The following is a 17,819-nucleotide window of genomic DNA, read 5'->3' on the forward strand; positions in this document are numbered from 1 at the left end:
AAGCCTCTCAGCGCCGATGGTACTGCAAGGGGGACCTTGTGGGAGAGTAGGACGCCGCCGGACTCAACGTTGCAACACCAGGGAACCCCTGACCATCACGTGGTCAGGGGTTTTCTGCGTTCCAGGGGCCCTTCGAGCTCGACGGGCGCTCCGTGGCACAGCGGCACGTAGCGTTTCGCGGCCCGGCGGCCCGGCGGCCCGGCGGCGCGGCGGCCCGGCGGCCCGGTGGCCCGGGGCGTTCGAGGTCTCGATCTCAGGGCAGGAGGCCGAGTTCCATCGCGCGGGTGACGGCTCGGGTGCGGTCGTTGACGCCGAGCTTCTCGAACACGTGCCCGAGGTGCGTCTTCACGGTGGTCTCGCTGAGGAACAGCGCACGGCCGATCGCGGGGTTCGAGTTGCCCTGTGCGACGAGCTGGAGGACGTCGAGTTCGCGGGGCGAGAGCGACGGACCCGAGGGTGCGGAGCCGGTGGTCCTGCGCACCAGGGCGGCGACGGCTGAGGGCGCGAGGGCGGTCTCTCCGCGGGCGGTGGCCCGGACACCGGCGAGGATCTCCGACTCGGGAGCGGCCTTGAGCAGGTAGCCCGCGGCGCCGGCCTCGATCGCGGCGAGGATCTGGTCGTCGGACTCGTACGTGGTGAGGATGAGGACGCGGATGCCGGGCTCCTGCGCGAGGATCTGCGCCGTGGCCACGTCGCCGTTCATGCTCGGCATCCGGAGGTCCATGAGCACGACGTCAGGGCGCTCGGCGAGTGTGACGGCAACGGCTGCGTCGCCGTCACTCGCCTGGCCCACGACCTCGACGTCGTCGGATTCCTGCAGCAGAGAGACGATGCCGCTGCGCACGATCGGGTGGTCGTCGGCGACGACGACGCGGATCACTGCGTGACTCCGGTCAGGGGCTGCACAGCACCGGTGCGATCCGGTGCGACGGTCGATGGGAGCGTCACGTCGACGACCGTGCCGTGCCCGGCCGCCGACGTGATGGTGCACGTCCCGCCGGCGAGGGCGAGTCGCTCGCGGAGCCCACGGAGTCCGTGGCCCGCGGTCGGTGAGCCCGTGTCGAAGCCGGAGCCGTCGTCGACGACGCGCAACCCGACCTGGTCGGGTGCCACGGTGAGGTCGACCTGCACCGAGTCGGCGTCGGCGTGCGTGCGGACGTTGGCCAGTGCCTCCTGACCGGTGCGGAGCAGCACCACCTGCGTGTCGCGGTCGAGCACGCATTCCGGAGCGGTGACCGCGACCGGGATGCCGGTCTCGCGGGTGAAGCGTTCACCGAGGCGGTGCAGGGCGGCAGCCAGTCCGTCGCCGGCGATGCCCGCGGAGCCGGCGGCGACGAGGGTGCGGGATTCCTCGAGGGCGGCGCGGGCGGACTCCTCGAGGATGGTCAGGCGTTCGTCGAGTCGGTCGACACGGTCGGCGGCGAGGTCGCCACGAGCACGTTCGGTGAGCATCACGATGCCCGCGAGGTTCTGGGCGACGGTGTCGTGCAGTTCGCGGGCGAGACGTTCGCGTTCGCTCGTCACGCCGGCGCGTCGGTGCGCCTCGGCGAGGGAGTCCTGCGTGGCGCGGAGCTCGTCGATGAGCTGCCGTCGTTCGTCGGAGAGCCGTGCGATGCGCGTGATCCACAGTCCGAGGGCGCAGGCTCCCGCGACACTGATCGACTCGACGAGAAGCGTGCCGACGAGACCGGACGGCCCCGAGGCGATCTGCAGGCCCACACCGGACGCGACGCCGATGAGGACGGAGACCGCGACGGCTGTGCGCACCCGTTCGACTTGGCACCAGGCAACCGGGAACAGGACACACTGGATGAAAGCGGTGCTGGGGACGACCGCGGGCAGGACGAGAGCGACGGCGACGAGCAGTGGGACGAAGCCCGCCGCCGCACGGGGCGTCTCGTACCCGCGCCACCCGTAGCCCACGTAGGCGATCGCGAGGACCCCGAGTGCCGCGAACGCCGGCCAACGAGTCGACCACGGGGTCCAGTCGAGCGCAGCGATCACCAACACGAGTGCGATCGTGACCCCGACCGCCACGTGCAGGCCCCAGTTACGGTGCGCTGTGGTCCGGTCCATCGCACCAGCATCCCATCGACCGGCAGCTGAGCGGACGTTCTCCACAGCCGGCATCAGGAGTCCTTGCGGTTCCACCGGAACGTCAGGAGACAAACGACGACGCCCACGACGAGCCACGCTGCCAGGATGAGTGCTGCCCATCCCAGGTGCCACGCGCCGCCCGGCTCTGCCGAAGCGAACTGCGACGGCAGGAACACCGACCGCATGCCCGACGCCATCCAGCGCAGCGGGAACGCGCCCGCGACGTCCTGCAGCCAGACGGGCAGCTGGGTGAAGGGCAGGTACACCCCGGAGATGAACTGCAGGACGAGCACCACGGGGACGATCGTCGCCGTGGCACGTCGGCCCTCGCGGGGGAGCGCCGAGATCGCGATGCCGAGGACACTGCTGACGGCGATGCCGAGGAGCACGATCCACGCGAACGTCCACCAGCGGCCACCGTCGGTGGGCAGGTCGACACCGAACACGAGCCGTGCGACCGCGAGGAGGATCGCGGTCTGCAGGATGCTCGTGACGAGGACCATCCCGATCTTGCCGGCGAAGTAGGACAGCACGGGGAGCGGGGTGCCGCCGAGGCGTTTGAGGGTGCCGTCGCTGCGCTCACCGGCGATGTCGACGCCGAGCGACTGCGTCCCGGAGAGCAGGATGCCCGTCGCGACCAGACCGGGGAGGTAGTAGGTGGCGTAGTCGACGCTCGCGCCTGGGCCGGGTCCGATCTCCGGCGCGCTGCTGAACGCGACCGAGAAGAGCGCGAGCATCACGATCGGGAAGAGGAACGTGAAGAACACCGAGTCGGGTGCGCGGAAGTAGGAGCGGATCTCGTAGCCGACGCGGTGCGCAGCGATCGTCGCGGTGTTCATCGGCTACCGACCAGTCCGAGGTAGACGTCCTCGAGGGACGGGCGGATGACTTCGAGTTCGTGCATGGCGTCCGGGTTGCTCCGGATGTGGGCGGCGGCGTCGTGCGTGCGCGTTTCGCGCAGGGTGCCGTCGTCGTCGCGCCACCGGACGACCGGGGTCCGTGCCTCGGCGCCGCCGATCTCGTCGATCGGAGCGATGTCGAGGAGCTGCCCGTCGGCGATCACCGCGGCTCGGTCGGCGAGGTGTGCGGCCTCGTCGAGGTAGTGCGTGGTGAGCAGGATCGTGGTGCCCTCGGCCTGTACCCGTCGGAGCAGGTCCCAGAACGTGCGTCGGGCCTCGGGGTCGAAGCCGGTCGTGGGCTCGTCGAGGAAGAGGACCTCCGGTCGGCCGATGATCCCGAGCGCCACGTCGACACGTCTGCGCTGGCCGCCGCTCAGTCGGCTGATGCGGGTGTTCCGCTGCGACTCCAGCCCCGTCGCGGCGAGGAGCTCGTCGACGCTGCGGTGCCGCGGGTAGAGGGTGGCGAAGTGCCGCAGCTGCTCCGCCACGGTGACGTTCGGCGACTCCGCACTGGTCTGCAGCACGATGCCGACGCGGGCGTTGTGGCTACGGCTCGCGTGCGCGGGATCGTGGCCGAGGATCCGGACGTCACCGCCGGTGCGGGAGCGGTACCCCTCGAGGACCTCGACCGTGGTCGTCTTGCCGGCGCCGTTCGGGCCGAGGAGGGCGAACGTCTCGCCGCGGGCGATCGTGAAGGACACGTCGTCGACGGCACGCTTGCCGGTGGCGTACTGCTTCTCGAGGTGGCTGACCTCGATGGCTGGGGTGTCGGACATGGGTCCAGCCTGACGCGCGGTGCAGTCCGGCGGTTCGACCGGTCCGGTGGACCCGCATCCTCCGATCGGAGGATGTGGCCGGTGAGGACGGTCGGACGGGAGGCGCGGGGCGGACTGGTGCCGTGCCTCCCGTCCGGCCCGTGGTCAGGACCCGACGGCCGACCGTAGGAAGGGCGCGGTCCTGCTGTCAGCGGAGGCGGCGACCTGGGCCGGCGTGCCGGCGGCGACGACGCGGCCGCCGTCGCCGCCCCCGGCCGGTCCCATGTCGACGACGTGGTCCGCCTGCGCGACCACCGACATCACGTGCTCGACCACGACCACCGTGTTGCCCGCGTCGGTGAGCTGCTGCAGCTGCGCGGTCAGGAGTTCGACGTCCGCGGGGTGCAGGCCGGTGGACGGCTCGTCGAGCAGGTACAGCGTGTGGCCCGAGCGTGCCCGCTGGAGTTCCGCGGCGAGCTTGATGCGCTGGGCCTCGCCTCCGGAGAGCTCCGGCGCGGGCTGGCCGAGCCGGAGGTAGCCGAGGCCGACGCTCCGGAGGGCGGTGAGCGCACGGGCCGCCGCCGGGAGGTCGGCGAGTGCCGCCGCCGCTTCGTCCACGGTCATGCCGAGGACGTCGGCGATGGTCGAACCCGCACGGCGGACATCGAGCGTCTCGGCGTTGTAGCGCGCACCGTGGCACTCCGGGCACGGCGCCCAGCTGCCAGGGAGGAAGAGGAGCTCCACGGAGACGGAGCCCTCGCCCTGGCAGACCTCGCAGCGGCCGCCCTCGACGTTGAAGGAGAACCTTCCGGCGGTCCAGCCGCGCTCCCTCGCGTCCGTCGTCGCCGCGAACGCCTGGCGGACCGCGTCGAACATGCCCGTGTAGGTCGCGAGGTTCGAGCGCGGAGTGCGGGCGATCGGCTTCTGGTCGACCTCGACGACGCGGGTGATGAGGGGGTGCTGGGCTGCGACGGCGGGGAGCACCCCGCCGACGAGGGACGACTTGCCCGAGCCGGAGACGCCCGTGACTGCGGTCATGACGCCGAGGGGCAGATCGAGGTCGAGGTGGTCGAGGTTGTGGAGGGTCGCGTCGCGGATCTCGAGCGTTCCGACCGACTCGCGCTGCTGGTGGACCGGGCGGTCTCCTGACGGCTGGAGGTAGCGGCGGGTGACGCTCTCCTCGACCTCCGCGAGTCCCTCCGGTGGTCCGCTGTAGAGGACGCGACCACCGCCGGAACCCGCGGCGGGGCCGACGTCGACGATCCAGTCCGCACCTCGGACGATGTCCATGTCGTGCTCGACCACGAAGACGCTGTTGCCGCCGGCGCGGAGGTCGTCGAGCACCCGCACGAGCGACTCGGTGTCCGCCGGGTGGAGGCCCGCGCTCGGCTCGTCGAGGACGTAGACCACGCCGAACAGCCCCGAGCGGAGCTGCGTCGCGATGCGGAGCCGCTGCGTCTCGCCGGGCGACAGGGTCGGCGTCGCACGGTCGAGCCCGAGGTAGCCGAGTCCGAGGTCGATCAACACGGCGATGCGGCTGCTGAGGTCGCGCGCGATCGTTCGCGCCACCTCGGACCGCTCGCCCGAGGTCACCGTGCTCTGCGCCGGGGTCGGGTCGGTCAGCTCAGCGACGGCGCGGAGGACCCCGGCGAGCTCGCTCAGCGGCAGGGCGTTGAACTCGGCGATGCTCAGCCCGCCGAACGTCACCGCGAGGGCCGCCCGCGTCAGACCGGACCCGCCGCACAGCTGGCACGGGCCGGACTCCACGAACCGCAGGGCCTTGTTCCGCTGCGTCTCGCTCTGCGAGTCCGCGAGGGTGTGCAGCGTGTACTGCCGGGCGCTCCAGAAGCGGCCCTTGTAGGGCTTCGCGACGCGGTCGCGCTTCGGGTGCACCTCGACGACCGGCTGCTCCTCGGTGAAGAGCAGCCAGTCGCGGTCGGCCCTCGGCAGGTCCTTCCACGGCCGGTCGATGTCGTAGCCGAGGACCGCCGTCACGTCGCGGAGGTTCTTGCCCTGCCAGGCACCCGGCCAGGCGGTGATCGCGCCCTCGCGGATGGACAGTGCGGGATCGTGGACCGCGGAAGCCTCGGTCACCTCGTGCGCGGTACCGAGACCGTGGCAGCGCGGGCACGCGCCCGCGACGGTGTTCCGCGAGAACGAGTCCGAGTAGAGCTGCGTCGCGCCCTCGGGGTACGTGCCGGCGCGCGAGTAGAGCATCCGGACCGAGTTGTTCAGCGTCGTCAGCGTGCCCACGGTCGAGCGGGAGCTCGGGGCGCCGTGCCGCTGCTGCAGGGCGACGGCCGGGGGCAGGCCCGTGATCTCGTCGACATCGGGCGTGCTGCCCTGCGCGATCAGCCGCCGGGCGTACGGGGCGATGGACTCGAGGAAGCGGCGCTGGGCCTCGGCGAAGACGGTACCGAACGCCAGGCTCGACTTGCCCGAGCCGGAGATGCCCGTGAAGGCGACGATGCGGTCGCGGGGGATGTCGACGTCCACGTCGCGGAGGTTGTGCTCGCGGGCGCCGCGGACGCGGATGAAGCCATCGGGGGTGGGTGTGCTGTCGGCGGGCTGGTCGTGCGTGGCGGGCATTCGTTCGAGCGTAGGCGGAGCGGCTGGGCGGCGTTCGCGGCTGGGCGGCGTTCGCGGCTGGGCGGCGTTCGCTGCTGGGCGGCGTTCGCTGTGGGGCGGCGTTCGCCGCGGGGCGGCGTTCGCCGCTGTCGGCGTTCGCCGCTGGCCGGCCTGGAGGCGCGGGGCCGGCCCGTCGTCCAACGGAACGCGGACTGTGGTTGCGCACAGCAACGATCGTGATATGTTGCCGGTGGGGGTCGTCGCGGAGGGCGCGACGACGGAAGGGGAACGATGGCCGCGCTGAATGTCTCGTACAGCACGCTCGACCAGGTCTCTGACGCGCTCGACCATGCGACGTCGACGTTCTCAGAGGACTCGATGCCGACCGACGGAGGATCCTTCGGCGCCGACGACGTCGCACAGGCGTTCGCCGCCTTCCGCACCTCGCAGCAGCGGTCCGCTGCGTGGCTGGCCGACACGAGCCGCACCCTCGCGCAGTACGCGCACGACACCAAGTCACAGGTCGCCGATGCAGACCTCGACCTCGCACGCAAGGCCGGGACGACGAAGTGACCGCCGACCCCTTCGCCGGTGACCCCCGCGCCGTCAAGAAGCTCTCGACCGCACTCGCCGACCACCAGGACGACATCCGCCGGGGCGCCACGAAGGTCGCGCGTACTGCCGACGACGCCGCGGACTGGACAGGTGCGTCGAAGGACCGCTTCGCCGCCACCGTCGGGACGATCCCGCCCGCCGCGCAGCGGATCATCGGTCGGCTCGACGCCGCGATCGACGTGCTCGACACCTACGCCGACGCGGTGCAGCAGATGCAGGACGAAGCCGAGCGGATCCGGGCGTCGCAGCTGACGACCGCGATCGACAGCGCGGCCAACGTCGTCGCGCTCTCCTCCGCGACGACCGCGGCGTCGGCGAAGGACGCCACGGAGGCCGACGGCCGCCGAGCGCAACGGCTGCAGTCCGACGCGGACGACCTCGCAGCCACCGCCGAGCGGCTGCAGGGGGAGTGGGACGCGCTCGTCGAACGACGGGCGGCCGCCGACCGAGCAGCGGCGTCGGGGCTGTCCGACACGGACGTCCTCGGCATCGCGCCCTCGTACGCCGGCTCGCTCGGGGCGATGAGCGACGCGGACTTCCTCGCCGCGGTCGCCGGGATGCCGCCCGAGGTGCTCGCGGCGCAGGACAAGTCGGTTGCCGACCGCCTCGCGTGGATGCCTCCCGAGACCGTGCAGGCGTGGTGGGACGGCCTCGGTGGCCGGGGGAGCGCCGGGGAGCACTCGGCGGCGCAGGACGCGTTGATCACGGCGTTGCCAGCGGTCATCGGGAACCTCAACGGGGTGCCGTACTGGGCGCGGGACCAGGCCAACCGGTTGGCGGCGCAGCGGGCGTACGCGCAGGCGGAGGATGCGCTGCGGACAGCGCGAGATCGGTACACGAAGTCGATCGGGACTGCCGGGCAGGGAGCAGCTGGTCACGCCCTCGGAGACGCGCTGGAGCGGCGCAACCAGCTCAAGAACTTCACTGCCGGAGCACGCACGACACTGCCTCTGGACGAGTCGACGCCGCGACAGATGGTGACCTTCCACGACGAGCAACCACCACTGGGTGCGTTCTCCGTCGGTGACCTCGACACCGCGGACGGCGTCAGCTTCGTCGTCCCGGGGATGGGTTCGTCGCTCGCTGACACGACGCAGTACCTGCGGGCTGCCGGGAACGTGGTCCTCACGCAGCAGCAGGGCGGGTCCGAGAACACCGCAGTGGTGTCGTGGCTCGGGTACGAAGCGCCGCCGAACGCCGCGACGACCGGCAACACGGGCGTGTTCGGCGAGTCGTACGCCGAGCGCGGCGCCGCCAAGCTCGCGGAGGACCTCCGAGGCTTCCACGCGACACGCCCAGACGCGCAGCTCGACGTCGTCGCGCACTCGTACGGTTCGACCATGGCCGCCATCACGCTCCACGACAACCCCGACCTCGGCGTGCACTCGTTCACCACGCTCGGGTCGGCGGGCATTCCACGGGACATCCCGAACGCCGCAGCGACCCACGCGGAGCACATGTACGCCGCGCAGGCCGCCGAGAAGGGCGACGTCGCCTTCATCGGCCGCAAGTACAGCATGCGGCTCGATCCGGCCGACGGATTCGACGGAGCAACACGGATCACTGCTTTCGGTGATCACGGCGTGAACATCCACGGCTTGCTGGCAGGGCCGGGGACGAACGATCGCGGGTACCTCGACCTCGGTACTCCGACGCTCGCCGGCGTGGCGAAGGCAACGGCGCCGTGAGCACGCAGCAGCGCAGTGCGCTCGTCATCACGATGGCGAGCGTGATCATCGTCGGCCTGACGGCCTGTGCAGGAGGGAGCCAATCGATGCAGACGCCGAAGGATGCTCAGACCCACGCTGTCCAGTTCCTCCGCGAGAGCGAGCAGATCGTGGACGTGCAGTGGCCCGAAACTCCGAAGCCCGTCGCCGAGCGTTGTGACGGCGGCGTCCGGTTCCAGTACACCGCCACCGTCAAGAGCGACAACGACGCGAAGGCCAATGCGCGAGCGTTGGCAGCTTTCTGGAAGTCCGAGGGGCTTTCGGTCTCTCCGTCCGAGACGGACTTCGGCAGCAGCGGCAACCGGCTGTACTCGGCGACGGCCGACCGCGACACCGGTCCCCGGGCCGCGTACCAGATCAGTGCGACGTCCCTCGTGGTCCAGGTGACGTCCACCTGCGCCGAGGGTTCGGTCGACGACCACGACGAGTGACGCTGATGAGGCGTCCGGCCGCGGCGCTCCTCATCTCGCGCCGAGTGGACCTGACGGACAACTTCGGTGCGACCGTTATGGAGACGGACGGAGCGGCAACGGTGAACCTGCACGATCTCGCTGCGAGACCAGGAACGGACGACCACGAGTACCTCGACGTCGGTACCAAGACACTGTCGGAGACGGCGAAGGTGACGCTGCCTTGATCCGCTTCGCTCAGAGAATTGCCGCGGTTGTGGTGGGAAGCGCATTGATCGCGATCACTGCGAGCGGATGTGGAGGACAAATGAACGCTGTGAAGCCGTCTGATGCGAAGCGGGAGGCGACGAGTCTGCTCCGCGCGACGATGCAGCAAGAGGAGCTCGCGTGGCCAGACGTTCCTGAATCAGTCGCAATGCGTTGTTCGGACGGTGGGGAGGGTGTTCGGTTCCAGTACCTCGTGCACGTCGAGCACTTCGAGGATGCGAGTGCGCTCGCTGCAAGGCTCGAGCAGTACTGGCAGGGGCGCGGTCTCGAGGTCAAGTCGTCGGAGGAAGACCTCGGCAGCAAGTACGGGACGGTGTACTCCGCGACAGCGCGTGCGGCTTCGGGCCCGTCCGGTGCGATCGAGGTTTCGCGAGTCGGCGTGAACTTGTACGTCGACTCACCGTGTGCCGAAGGTGACATCGCAGACTACGAATGAACGCCGCTCTTCCGCGAGCCCACGCAGTGCCTGCGCGCCGCCATCGCGCTCCACGAGCGCCTCGACCTCGGCATGCGTTCGCTCAGGATGCTCGAGTCCGAAGGCTCCCTCGAGCGCACAGGACGACGCCGCGACCCATGCTGAGCACTTGAACGACATTCAGGCCTTCGAGCGATCGAACATCGCTGACATCCTGCATCACGCCCGGAAGCGCCGCAGACTTGCCGTGTCGGCGATCCTGATGTCCGCCATCGCCGTGCTCGCCGGGTGCGCAGCAGGAGGGAAGACCATGACGCCTGGAGAAGCCCGACAGAGCGCGCTCGCGCTCCTCAGCCAGACGACGAAGACCGCAGATCTTGAGTGGTCGACGCCCGGCGATCCGACGGGCAAGAAGTGCTCGGATGGCGTCAGCTACCAGTACATGGTCCACGCGCCGATCGAGTCGAAGCAGCACGAGCTGGCTGATGGCCTGGCGGAGTACTGGCGCTCGAAAGGTCTCCACGTCGAGCGGAGTCAGCAGGACTTCGGCGAGTCGTACGGCGATGTGTACGCCGCGACGGCCAAGGCTGACGGACAACCCGGTGCTGCGTTCGAGATCACGAGGAGCAATGCCCTGGTCTACGTCAATTCGCAGTGCGTTGTAGGCGACCCCGACGACGAATGGCGAGCGATGTGAGGGAGTGCCGGGCCGCAGCAGTCGAGCTGTTGCGGAAGACGGAGGCGGCGGTCGACCTACCGTGGCCGGACACTCCGGAGCCGTCTGCCGAGGAATGCCCAGGTGGCGTCGGATTCAGCTACTTCGTGTCGATGAAGACCGCCACGGATGCTCGCTCGGTTGCACATACCTTCCAGCGTCTGTGGAGATCGGAGGGGCTGACGGTCGATCCGTCGAAGAATGACTTCGGCGGCGACGGTGGGATCCTGTACTCGGCGACAGCCGATGCCGTCGGAGCCGCGGGAGCCGCCTACCAGGTGAACACAAGGTCGGTCGTCGTGCGGATCACCTCGCCGTGCGCCGACGGGTCCGTGAACGACTACGGCGAGTGACGATGTTGCCATGGACCGCCCGAGCCGACCGGGCGAGATCGAAGATGCACAGGCGAGTGCCCTACCGTCTGCTCGCGCGAGGCGTCCCGGTGCTCCTCTCGGTCGCCGGCGTCGCCGCCCTCAGCGCATCCTCCTCCGCCGGGCCGACCCGTCCTGCTTCCGTCGACGCGGCCAAGGCGCAGGCGGTGTCGGAACTCCGGTCGGTCCTCGCGCTCGCGCCCTACACTTGGCCGCAGAACGTTCCATCGCCGGTGGCGAACGACTGCGAGGTCGACGGGCGCAAGGCAGTCCAGTTCAGCTACTTCGTCGAGGCGCTCCGGCCCGCCGACCCGGAAGCGCTCGTCGGCCAGACTGGAGCGCACTGGAAACGGGAGGGCTATGAGCTCTCGACAACCCGCACCGAGATGGACCCCGAGACCGGCACGGTGTCGGCAGTCGTCGCACGCGCCGACGTTAAGCCGCGTGCGTCGATCGCGGCTGCGAAGGTCCGGGCCCACGTCAGCGTTGACTCGCTCTGCGTCGCGGGCGATCCCGATCACCATCGGTAGCCGACGACCTCACCTCCGCCGACCTCACTGTGGCCGCCGCGCTCACCGCAGCCGCGTGGACGCGATCCCGCCGTCGACGTCGATCGTCCCACCGTGCAGGAACGCCGCCTCGTCCGACACCGCCCACCGCACTGCCCTCGCGATGTCGATCGGCTGGACGGGTACCCCGGCAGGCGTCCCCTGCGTCATCGCCGCCAGGACGTCCGCAGAGCCGGCGTTCCCCGGCGTCGCCGTCGCACCCGGCGCCACCGTCACGACCCGCACCCCGCGCGGCCCGTACTCCGCCGCCCATGCCCTGGTGAGCTGCTCGACCGCGGCCTTCGTCGCCGGGTAGAGCGCCATGAACGGGACGCCGACGCGGGCCATCCACGAGCCGATGTTCACGACGGTGCCGCCACCTCGCGCCGCCATCGCCGGCGCGAGGGCTCCGACGAGGACGTGCGGTGCCCGGACGTTGGTCGCGAGCAGGGCGTCGAGGACGTCGTCGGGCAGCGACTCCGTCGGGCCGCCGGGGTAGACGCCGGCGTTGTTCACGAGGACGTCGACGTGTCCGCCCAGCAGCTCACGGGCGCCGGACGCGAAGGCACGAACGCCCGCCGCGCTCGCCGAGAGGTCGGCGACGATGGGCACGGCTCGCCCTCCGTCGCGCTCGATGCCCGCGGCGACGGCTCGGGTGCGTTCCTCGTCGCGGCCGTGGACGGCGACGGTCATGCCGCCGGCGGCGAGTTCGCGGGCGATGGCCTCGCCGATGCCGCTCGAAGCGCCGGTCACGAGGGCGGTGCGAGGGCGGGACTGTTCGGTGGTCGTTGTCGTCATGATCCGATGCTCGGCTGGGGCGGACCACCGCGGGTTGCCGGATCCCACGGGAACGTTGCCGGATCCTGTGCGGCCTTCCTGACGTCGGTGTCGCTGCGTAGCGTGGAGACGTGGACACCCTCACCGCCCAGCACCTCGACCGCGCCGCCGAGATCGCGTCGCGGCACGCTGCTGTGCTCTCGCGGGTGTCGACCGCCGACGTCGTCGCCCGGCCGGCCTCCGTGCAGCGTGCCGAGGCGCTCGGGCTGACCGTCTCCCGCGTCCACGAACCGACCGGACTCTTCGACCGGCGGTACGTGCCGTCGCTGTCGGTGGTCCTCCGCGGGCGGAAGCGTTCGATCGTCGGTGACGACGACCAGGAATGGGGTCGCGAGCGGTTCATCATCACGCCCGTCGACTTGCCCGTCATCGCCGGGGTGGTCGACACGTCCGGGGACGACGGCTTCGTCTCGGCCGTTTGGAAGCTCGACCCCGTCGTCGTCGGTGAGGTCGTTGCGTCGATGTCGACCGCCGCCACGACGACCAACCTCGGAACCGACGGCCCGCCCCGGCTCGGGACGTGGACCGCACCGCTCGCCGACGCGTTCAGTCGGCTCCTCGCCCTCCTCGGCGCGCCAGAGGACATCCCCGTCCTGTTCCCGCTCGTCTCCCGCGAGGTGGTCCTCCGCCTCCTCCAGACCCCGCAGGCACCGCGCATCACGGCAGCGCTCGACGGCGGGGGAACGGCCTCCGTCGTGACCGAGGCGACGGCGCTCCTCACCGGCAGGATGGCTGAGCCGTGGCCGATGGAGCGCCTCGCTCGGCAGCTCCGGGTCAGCGAGTCGACGCTCTTCGCCCGCTTCAAGCAGGCGACCGGGATGTCGCCCACGCAGTACCTCAAGCGGACGCGGCTGGGAGAGGCGCGACGGCGGATGGTCCTCCACGCGGACTCCGCTGCTCGCGCGGCTGCGGCGGTCGGCTACCGCAGCGCCTCCCACTTCTCGCGGGACTACCGGGAGGCGTACGGGCGGCCGCCCGCCGCGGACGCGGTGGCGGCGCGGGAGCAGCTGGCGCTCGCGCCAGCCGTGTAGCCGTCAGGCCGTCCGTCGGGAGGCGCGGGGCGGCGGTGATCCGTGCCTCCAGTCCGTCTCGTGGCCGGCTCGCCGCCGGACGGGAGGCGCGGGGCGGCGGTGATCCGTGCCTCCAGTCCGTCCTGTGGCCGGCTCGCCGCCGGACGGGAGGCGCGGGGTGGTGGTGAGCCGCGCCTCCAGACCGGCTGTGGCTGCGCTGCGCATCCGCGGGTAGACCGGATGGGTGAAGGTCGTCGGAGTCGAACAGTTCGGAGGGCCGGAGGCCCTCGCCGTCCACGAGGTGCCGGAGCCGCACGCCGGTGCCGGGTCCGTGCGCATCCGGGTCGCGGCGTTCGCCGTGAACCCGACCGACACGGGCGTGCGTGCCGGGCAGCGCGATGCGAGCGGAGCCGAGCCGCCGTACGTGCCGGGCATGGACGCGGCAGGAGTGATCGACGAGGTTGGGCCGGACGTGAGCGGGTGGGCTGTCGGCGACGAGGTCATGGCGATGGCGCTGCCGCTCAGCGAGCACGGGGGTGCGTACGTCGAGGAGCTCGTCGCTCCGGTCGGGTCGTTCACGCGGGTGCCTCGCGGGACACCGCTGCCGCTCGCCGCCTCGATCCCGATGAACGGTCTCACCGCGCTGCAGATCCTCGGGCACCCGGCGTTGACGCCCGGGCAGACACTCGCCGTGCCCGGTGCTGCGGGGCTGCTCGGGAACTACCTCGTGCAGCTCGGGAAGGCTGCGGGGCTCACCGTCATCGCCGATGCGGCTCCGGCGGACGAAGCGCTCGTGCGGTCGCTCGGGCCATCGCACATCGTGCCGCGGGGGTCGGGGTTCGCGGACGCCGTCCGTGAGCTCGTGCCCGACGGGGTCGATGCGCTCGCCGACGCTGCGGTGCAGCGGTCCTCCGTGGTGGACGCCGTGCGGGACGGTGGGACCTTCTTCGACGTGCGGGGTTGGGAAGGCGACGGGTCGCGCGGGATCGAGTTCGTGCGGGTGATGGTGTTCTCGGAGTACCGGTCGTTCGACAAGCTCGAGCAGCTGCGGCACGCGGTGGAGAGCGGGACGCTGACGCCGCGGGTGGCTGAGGTGCTACCGGCAGCGCGGGCTGCGGAGGCGCATGCGCGGCTGGAGGCGGGTGGGACGCGGGGGCGGTTCGTGTTGACGTGGTGATCCGCGGGCGCTACCCACGGGCGTCGTGGCCTGGAGCTCTCCGGCCGACCGTTCGGCCGGCCATGAGCGCGGTGCGCCGCTGCTAGTGTGCCAGCATGGCAGATGAGGGGCTGCGCGAAGAACTCCGTGAGTTCGTCGCCGAGCGCGATTGGGCGCAGTTCCACTCGCCCGAGAATCTGGCGAAGAGCATCTCGATCGAAGCAGGTGAACTGCTCGAGTGCTTCCAGTGGGCCTCCGAAGCCGACACTGACCGGGTTCGTCTCGAACTCGCTGACGTGCTCACCTACTGTCTCCTCCTCGCCGATCGCCTCGGGCTCGACCCGGCCGAGATCATCGGCGAGAAGCTCGCCGTGACCCGAGACAAGTACCCGGTCGACCGAGCGCGCGGACGGAGCACGAAGTATGACCAGCTTTGAGGTCGTGCAATGGCCCTTCAACGAGCAGCACCTTCGACTGTGGCGGGATTCTGACCCTCGCTTCCTGAACTGGCCCGTCGTGTACATCCTCGACGACGGGAAGCGTGTGTACGTCGGCGAGACGCTCAACACCGCGTCTCGGATGCGGCAGCATCTCGACTCGGAAGAGCGTCGGTCGCTCAAAGCGGTCCGCCTCGTCCTCGACGGCACGTTCAACAAGTCGGTGTGCCTCGATCTGGAGTCGCAGCTCATCGGGTTGTTCGCTGGTGACGACAAGTACACGGTCCTGAACAGCAACAAGGGTGTCGTCAACGCGGACTACTACGACCGAGAACGGTACCGGAAGACCTTCGAGGACGTCTTCGAAGCGCTCCGTGATCAGAAGCTCTTCACGCGGAGCATCGCGGAGATCGAGAACAGCGAGCTGTTCAAGCTCTCCCCGTTCAAGGCGCTGAACCGTGATCAAGCCATCGTGATGGAGGACATCCTCGAGGGCCTCTTCGACGACATCGTTTCTGGGGCACGAAGCACCATCGTCGTCCAAGGTGATCCGGGGACGGGCAAGACGATCGTTGCCGTCTACCTCTTGAAGCTGCTGCGCGACATCGCGAACGGCACCGGCGTGGACGAGATCGACGGAGACTCGATGTTCTCGGACTACTTCACCGAGGAGAACCGACAGCGTCTCTCGGAGTTCCGCGTCGGCCTCGTCGTACCGCAGCAAGCGCTCCGTGCATCGTTGAAGCGCGTGTTCGGGAAGACCCCCGGACTCGAGAAGACCATGGTGCTCACCCCGTTCGACGTCGGGAAGAGCGTGGAGAAGTGGGACCTGCTCGTCGTCGATGAGTCCCACCGGCTGAACCATCGAGCGAACCAGGCGTCAGGTCCACAGAACAAGCGCTTCGGTGAGATCAACGAGCGGCTCTTCGGCTCTGACGAGGATCACTACACGCAGGCCGACTGGATCCGGGATCGGAGTACGCACCAGGTGTTCCTGCTCGATTCCGAACAGAGCGTTCGGCCGGCGGACCTGCCGCAACAACTGCAAGCCGACATGATCCGGGACGCCCGTCAGAGTGATCGCTACTACCGGCTCTTCACCCAGATGCGGGTGCAGGGTGGTGCCGACTACGTTTCGTACGTCCGAGCGATCATGCGGGGCGAGTCGCCGGAGCCGAAGACCTTCGGCGAGTACGAGTTCCGCATGTTCGACGACCTCGGGGACATGCACGAGGCGATCCGTGCTCGCGATGACGAAGTGGGGCTCTCACGTCTCGTCGCTGGGTACGCGTGGGAGTGGAAGAGCAAGCACGATCGGCAAGCCATCGACATCGAGGTCGATGGGCAACGCCTCCAGTGGAACCAGACGCAGAAGGACTGGATCACGTCGCCCGGGGCAGTGGACCAGGTCGGCTCCATCCACACGGTGCAGGGGTACGACCTGAACTACGTCGGAGTGATCATCGGCGCGGATCTCCGCTTCGATCCGCTGGGCCAACGGCTCTGGTTCGACCGGTCGAACTACTTCGACAAGAAGGGGATGGAGAACAATCCTCGGCTCGGTATCACGTACACCGACGATGACCTCCGTCGTTTCGTGGCGAACATCTACGCGGTCCTCCTGACGCGCGGGGTTCTGGGTACCTTCGTGTACGTTGCTGATCCTGATCTGCGCCGTCACTTGCGGAAGTTTCTCCGACGCACATCGACCAGGGACCCTCACCACAGGTCGCGAGTCACTCGGCTCGACTCCGACGACTTCGATCGCGAGCCCGTCGTCCGCTGGAGCGTGCCGCGCACCGGGCGATCCGGTTCCATCGGTCGATCTCCCGCTCGACTCTCGTCGCAGCAGCCCCCGGGTCTCCGTGCTCCCAGAACCGAAGGACGCGCCATCCCTCGGACATGAGGATCGCCTCGTTCTGCGCGTCCCGCTGCCGGTTCGCCAACAGCTTCCGCCGCCACAGTTCGGCAGGTGTGCGTGCTCCTCGCAGTAGTGCCAGAAGCACCCGTCGACGAACACCGCGACCCGGGCGCGTGGGAAGACCAGGTCAGGACGTGCCCGACATCGCTTGCTCACCTGGCGGTCCACGAAGAAGCGTCGCCCGCGGCGGTGGAGCTCGCGTCGCAAAGCGAGTTCGGGCGCCGTGTCTCGTCGGCCGAAGCGCGCCATGTGCCGTCGTCGTGCCTCGTCCGCCTCCCAGCGCTCCATCACGAGCAGAGTCGCCGCTCAACACGACGTCCGACGAGCGGTGCCGTCGTGTTGTGGCCGAGCCCTCACCGGAGCTGACTGTGCAGGAACGAGACTGCTACTGGTGCTCGATCCGCCGGTACGTCCCCGCCGGCTTCCCCGGCCCCTCCGCACGCTTCTCGTCCGTCGCCGCGAGCCCCGGCAACATCGCCCTCCGGAACGAGTCCGGCTGCAGCGCCCGCCCCATGACGGCTTCGTGCACCCGCCGCAGCTCGGTCATCGTGAACGGCTCCGCCACGAGCCCCCGCGGGTCCGGCGCCGCAGCGTAGAGCGCCCGCAACGAGGCCACTGCGAACGCCACGATCTCGCCGTGCCCGTGCACCATCCCCGTCGCGTCGTCGACCGGGACGAGCCGCGCCCGCGAAGCGTCCAGCTCGGGCGACAACAACGACGTAGCGGGCACCACATCGAGGTGCGCCACCGACAACACCCATCCCCGACTGTCCCGCTCGGGATCGTCGAACACGTGCAACTGCGACGGCGCCAGCCCGGTCACGCCCGCCTTGTCGGACAGCGACCGCAACACCGCCGCAGCCAACCGCTCGCCTTCGTGCACGAACGTCCCCGGCAGCCGCCAGTCCCCGTCGACGGCATCGCGCACTTGGAGGACCGACAGCGGTTCCCCCACAGGCACGGTCAGGACGGCTGTGTCCACAGCCACCGACGGCCGCGGGTAGTCGACCAGGCGCTTGCCGGAAGAATCGCGGTACACAGACGGAGTCACGCCGACGAGTTTACGCACAC

Annotated in this window: 19 protein-coding genes and 1 pseudogene; 12 read left to right on the top strand and 8 right to left on the bottom strand. The window is 69.9% G+C overall.

All coding sequences use genetic code 11. The features are described from left to right. Positions 1–253: 253 nt before the first annotated feature. The 5 genes from ACIPYW_RS15975 to ACIPYW_RS15995 all read right to left on the bottom strand — a co-directional run bounded on the left by ACIPYW_RS15975 (position 254) and on the right by ACIPYW_RS15995 (position 6,340). Positions 254–880, bottom strand: a complete 627-nt coding sequence (locus tag ACIPYW_RS15975) for a response regulator (protein ID WP_400415256.1) — start codon at positions 878–880, stop codon at positions 254–256. Beyond that, complete coding sequence (locus tag ACIPYW_RS15980; protein WP_400415258.1) at positions 877–2,076, bottom strand: sensor histidine kinase; 1,200 nt, start codon at positions 2,074–2,076, stop codon at positions 877–879. Before ACIPYW_RS15980 ends, ACIPYW_RS15975 begins: the two co-directional genes overlap by 4 nt. A gap of 53 nt (positions 2,077–2,129) precedes the next feature. After that, positions 2,130–2,936 (bottom strand): ABC transporter permease, encoded by an 807-nt coding sequence (locus ACIPYW_RS15985; RefSeq protein WP_400415260.1) that lies wholly within the window; start codon positions 2,934–2,936, stop codon positions 2,130–2,132. Then, a complete protein-coding gene (locus ACIPYW_RS15990; protein WP_400415262.1) occupies positions 2,933–3,772 on the bottom strand; it encodes an ABC transporter ATP-binding protein in 840 nt (279 codons plus the stop codon). Before ACIPYW_RS15990 ends, ACIPYW_RS15985 begins: the two co-directional genes overlap by 4 nt. A 144-nt stretch (positions 3,773–3,916) precedes the next feature. Further along, a complete protein-coding gene (locus tag ACIPYW_RS15995; RefSeq protein ID WP_400415265.1) occupies positions 3,917–6,340 on the bottom strand; it encodes an ATP-binding cassette domain-containing protein in 2,424 nt (807 codons plus the stop codon). A gap of 270 nt (positions 6,341–6,610) precedes the next feature. Here ACIPYW_RS15995 and ACIPYW_RS16000 point away from each other — a divergent pair, with 270 nt between their 5' ends. From ACIPYW_RS16000 to ACIPYW_RS16035, 8 genes are all read left to right on the top strand, one after another. Continuing rightward, positions 6,611–6,892 carry a hypothetical protein gene (locus tag ACIPYW_RS16000; protein ID WP_400415267.1) on the top strand — a complete coding sequence of 94 codons (282 nt, stop codon included), beginning with the start codon at positions 6,611–6,613 and terminating at the stop codon, positions 6,890–6,892. Beyond that, positions 6,889–8,622, top strand: a complete 1,734-nt coding sequence (locus ACIPYW_RS16005) for an alpha/beta hydrolase (RefSeq protein WP_400415268.1) — start codon at positions 6,889–6,891, stop codon at positions 8,620–8,622. The genes ACIPYW_RS16000 and ACIPYW_RS16005 overlap by 4 nt, the downstream gene beginning before the upstream one ends. Beyond that, positions 8,619–9,092, top strand: coding sequence for a hypothetical protein (locus ACIPYW_RS16010; RefSeq protein WP_400415270.1), 474 nt, complete (start codon positions 8,619–8,621; stop codon positions 9,090–9,092). Before ACIPYW_RS16005 ends, ACIPYW_RS16010 begins: the two co-directional genes overlap by 4 nt. A 5-nt stretch (positions 9,093–9,097) precedes the next feature. Then, positions 9,098–9,298, top strand: a complete 201-nt coding sequence (locus ACIPYW_RS16015; protein ID WP_400415272.1) for a hypothetical protein — start codon at positions 9,098–9,100, stop codon at positions 9,296–9,298. An 80-nt stretch (positions 9,299–9,378) separates the two neighbouring features. Next, complete coding sequence (locus ACIPYW_RS16020) at positions 9,379–9,774, top strand: hypothetical protein (RefSeq protein ID WP_400415274.1); 396 nt, start codon at positions 9,379–9,381, stop codon at positions 9,772–9,774. A gap of 148 nt (positions 9,775–9,922) precedes the next feature. After that, complete coding sequence (locus ACIPYW_RS16025) at positions 9,923–10,450, top strand: hypothetical protein (protein WP_400415277.1); 528 nt, start codon at positions 9,923–9,925, stop codon at positions 10,448–10,450. Positions 10,451–10,575: 125 nt separating this feature from the next. After that, positions 10,576–10,821: a hypothetical protein gene (locus tag ACIPYW_RS16030; RefSeq protein ID WP_400415279.1), complete on the top strand. Its 246-nt coding sequence runs from the start codon at positions 10,576–10,578 to the stop codon at positions 10,819–10,821. 89 nt (positions 10,822–10,910) lie between these two features. Further along, positions 10,911–11,369 (top strand): hypothetical protein, encoded by a 459-nt coding sequence (locus tag ACIPYW_RS16035; protein ID WP_400415281.1) that lies wholly within the window; start codon positions 10,911–10,913, stop codon positions 11,367–11,369. A gap of 42 nt (positions 11,370–11,411) precedes the next feature. Here the strand turns inward: ACIPYW_RS16035 and ACIPYW_RS16040 are convergent, their stop codons facing one another. Then, positions 11,412–12,185, bottom strand: a complete 774-nt coding sequence (locus ACIPYW_RS16040) for an SDR family NAD(P)-dependent oxidoreductase (protein ID WP_400415284.1) — start codon at positions 12,183–12,185, stop codon at positions 11,412–11,414. 110 nt (positions 12,186–12,295) lie between these two features. On the opposite strand from ACIPYW_RS16040, the gene ACIPYW_RS16045 reads away from it, so the two are divergent. From ACIPYW_RS16045 to ACIPYW_RS16060, 4 genes are all read left to right on the top strand, one after another. Continuing rightward, positions 12,296–13,255, top strand: a complete 960-nt coding sequence (locus tag ACIPYW_RS16045; RefSeq protein WP_400415287.1) for an AraC family transcriptional regulator N-terminal domain-containing protein — start codon at positions 12,296–12,298, stop codon at positions 13,253–13,255. Between the two features lie 223 nt (positions 13,256–13,478). Further along, on the top strand, positions 13,479–14,411 hold the full coding sequence (locus tag ACIPYW_RS16050; protein WP_400415290.1) for an NADP-dependent oxidoreductase: 933 nt from the start codon (positions 13,479–13,481) through the stop codon (positions 14,409–14,411). 95 nt (positions 14,412–14,506) lie between these two features. Continuing rightward, positions 14,507–14,827 carry a nucleotide pyrophosphohydrolase gene (locus tag ACIPYW_RS16055; RefSeq protein ID WP_400415291.1) on the top strand — a complete coding sequence of 107 codons (321 nt, stop codon included), beginning with the start codon at positions 14,507–14,509 and terminating at the stop codon, positions 14,825–14,827. Between the two features lie 79 nt (positions 14,828–14,906). Next, positions 14,907–16,733, top strand: a complete 1,827-nt coding sequence (locus ACIPYW_RS16060; RefSeq protein ID WP_400415293.1) for a DNA/RNA helicase domain-containing protein — start codon at positions 14,907–14,909, stop codon at positions 16,731–16,733. 144 nt (positions 16,734–16,877) lie between these two features. On the opposite strand, the pseudogene ACIPYW_RS16065 reads toward ACIPYW_RS16060, so the two are convergent. Together ACIPYW_RS16065 and ACIPYW_RS16070 are read right to left on the bottom strand one after the other, a co-directional pair. Continuing rightward, a pseudogene (locus ACIPYW_RS16065) lies at positions 16,878–17,036 on the bottom strand (very short patch repair endonuclease); the annotation flags it as partial. 97 nt (positions 17,037–17,133) lie between these two features. Then, on the bottom strand, positions 17,134–17,799 hold the full coding sequence (locus ACIPYW_RS16070; protein ID WP_400415295.1) for an NrtR DNA-binding winged helix domain-containing protein: 666 nt from the start codon (positions 17,797–17,799) through the stop codon (positions 17,134–17,136). Positions 17,800–17,819 lie beyond the last annotated feature (20 nt).

The organism is Curtobacterium sp. NPDC089689 (assembly GCF_044749145.1).
In the GTDB taxonomy this organism is placed as follows: Bacteria; Actinomycetota; Actinomycetes; order Actinomycetales; family Microbacteriaceae; genus Curtobacterium.

Excerpts from the sequence above, each read along its gene's own strand:
- ACIPYW_RS15995 (WP_400415265.1), bottom strand. The coding sequence starts at position 6,340 with ATGCCCGCCACGCACGACCAGCCCGCCGACAGCACACCCACCCCCGAT.
- ACIPYW_RS16055 (WP_400415291.1), top strand. The coding sequence starts at position 14,507 with ATGGCAGATGAGGGGCTGCGCGAAGAACTCCGTGAGTTCGTCGCCGAG.
- ACIPYW_RS15985 (WP_400415260.1), bottom strand. The coding sequence starts at position 2,936 with ATGAACACCGCGACGATCGCTGCGCACCGCGTCGGCTACGAGATCCGC.
- ACIPYW_RS16020 (WP_400415274.1), top strand. The coding sequence starts at position 9,379 with ATGAACGCTGTGAAGCCGTCTGATGCGAAGCGGGAGGCGACGAGTCTG.
- ACIPYW_RS15980 (WP_400415258.1), bottom strand. The coding sequence starts at position 2,076 with ATGGACCGGACCACAGCGCACCGTAACTGGGGCCTGCACGTGGCGGTC.
- ACIPYW_RS16040 (WP_400415284.1), bottom strand. The coding sequence starts at position 12,185 with ATGACGACAACGACCACCGAACAGTCCCGCCCTCGCACCGCCCTCGTG.
- ACIPYW_RS16015 (WP_400415272.1), top strand. The coding sequence starts at position 9,098 with ATGAGGCGTCCGGCCGCGGCGCTCCTCATCTCGCGCCGAGTGGACCTG.
- ACIPYW_RS16000 (WP_400415267.1), top strand. The coding sequence starts at position 6,611 with ATGGCCGCGCTGAATGTCTCGTACAGCACGCTCGACCAGGTCTCTGAC.
- ACIPYW_RS15990 (WP_400415262.1), bottom strand. The coding sequence starts at position 3,772 with ATGTCCGACACCCCAGCCATCGAGGTCAGCCACCTCGAGAAGCAGTAC.